This is a genomic window from Protofrankia sp. Cr1, assembly GCF_963555865.1.
Classification (GTDB): Bacteria; Actinomycetota; Actinomycetes; order Frankiales; family Frankiaceae; genus Protofrankia.
In genome coordinates, this window is record NZ_CAUVXO010000030.1 from 20,959 (window position 1) to 22,161 (window position 1,203).

1 protein-coding gene is annotated in these 1,203 nt (G+C 67.8%); it reads right to left on the reverse strand.

From position 1 onward, the window contains the following. Window positions 1–101: 101 nt before the first annotated feature. Window positions 102–1,055, reverse strand: a complete 954-nt coding sequence (locus U9980_RS05100) for an acyl-CoA thioesterase II (protein ID WP_322766900.1) — start codon at window positions 1,053–1,055, stop codon at window positions 102–104. Window positions 1,056–1,203 lie beyond the last annotated feature (148 nt).

Consider the following 1,203-nt stretch of genomic DNA (forward strand, 5'->3'; position numbering starts at 1 on the left):
CAGCCGTGCGGCTGCTCGTTGCAGAACGCGCTCAGGCGATGCAATCTCTTGGTCTGTAGGGGTACTCGGCGCTCGGCGCGCCGTCGCAGATGTCACATCGTTCAGTGGCTCGTGCTGCTCATCGGGCCGCGCTGTTCAGCTGTTACGTGCTGTTCAGCTGTTACGCGGTGGTCAGGTTCGCGGCGCGGGGTGCGCACCAGACCCTCCTGTGCGATCGAGGCCACCAGGTATCCGTCGGCGTCGTAGACGTGGGCCCGGACCAGAGCATGACCGCCGGCTGCCACCGGGCTCTCCCTGTCGTGCAGCAGCCACCCGTCGGCCCGGAACGGCCGGTGGAACCAGACCGCGTGGTCAAGGCTGGCCATACTGGCGTCCCTGGTGGTTCTGCCGTGCGGCAGCAACGCTGTGCTCAGAAGATCGAGATCGGACGCGTAGGTGAGCGCGCAGACGTGCACGAGCGGATCGTCGGGCAGCGGTTCGGCTGACCGGAACCAGACCCGCTGACGGGCGGGCCTCGGCCCGCGCTCCGCCGCCAGCGCCGGTGGCTCGTCCACGCAGCGTACTTCCGTCCTGAACTGCCCGGCGCGGAACCACTGCATCCAGGGCGCTGATGCGGCGCCCGCGTCGGCGTACCAGTCCTCCAGCGTGCGCACCTGGTCCGGCGGCGGCACCAGCGGCATCGGCTCGGCGTGCGTCGGACCCTGCGCCGGGAGGTGGAACGAGGCGCTCAGCTGAAAAATCGTTTCTCCGAGCTGGACACCGACCACGCGTCGGGTGCTGTAAGAGCCGCCGTCACGGATTCGATCGACCAGGTATATGACCGGCACGGCCGGGTCACCCGGCCGCAGAAAGTAGGCATGGAGCGAGTGGACGGAGCGGGCCGGTTCGACGGTGCGGCCGGCCGCGATGAGTGCCTGGCCGGCGACCTGACCACCGAAGAGGCGGACCGGCAGTTCTCCGTGGCTGCTCCACCCGCGGAAGATGTCCACGTCGAGCCGCTCAAGGTCGAGGACACCGACCAGGGTGGTGGGGCGCTGGTGCCGAGTGCTGATCACATCCTCCTCCGTGTCGTCAAGTATGAAATTAAATGATTTACCTGTAGTGAAGGAGGATGGGCGAGTTCATGGGTCCGGAGTCACATCCGGCCCCGGCGGTGCGCCTGCGAGGTCTCTGCCCGCTGGCGACTTGCACGGTCCGTGCCTG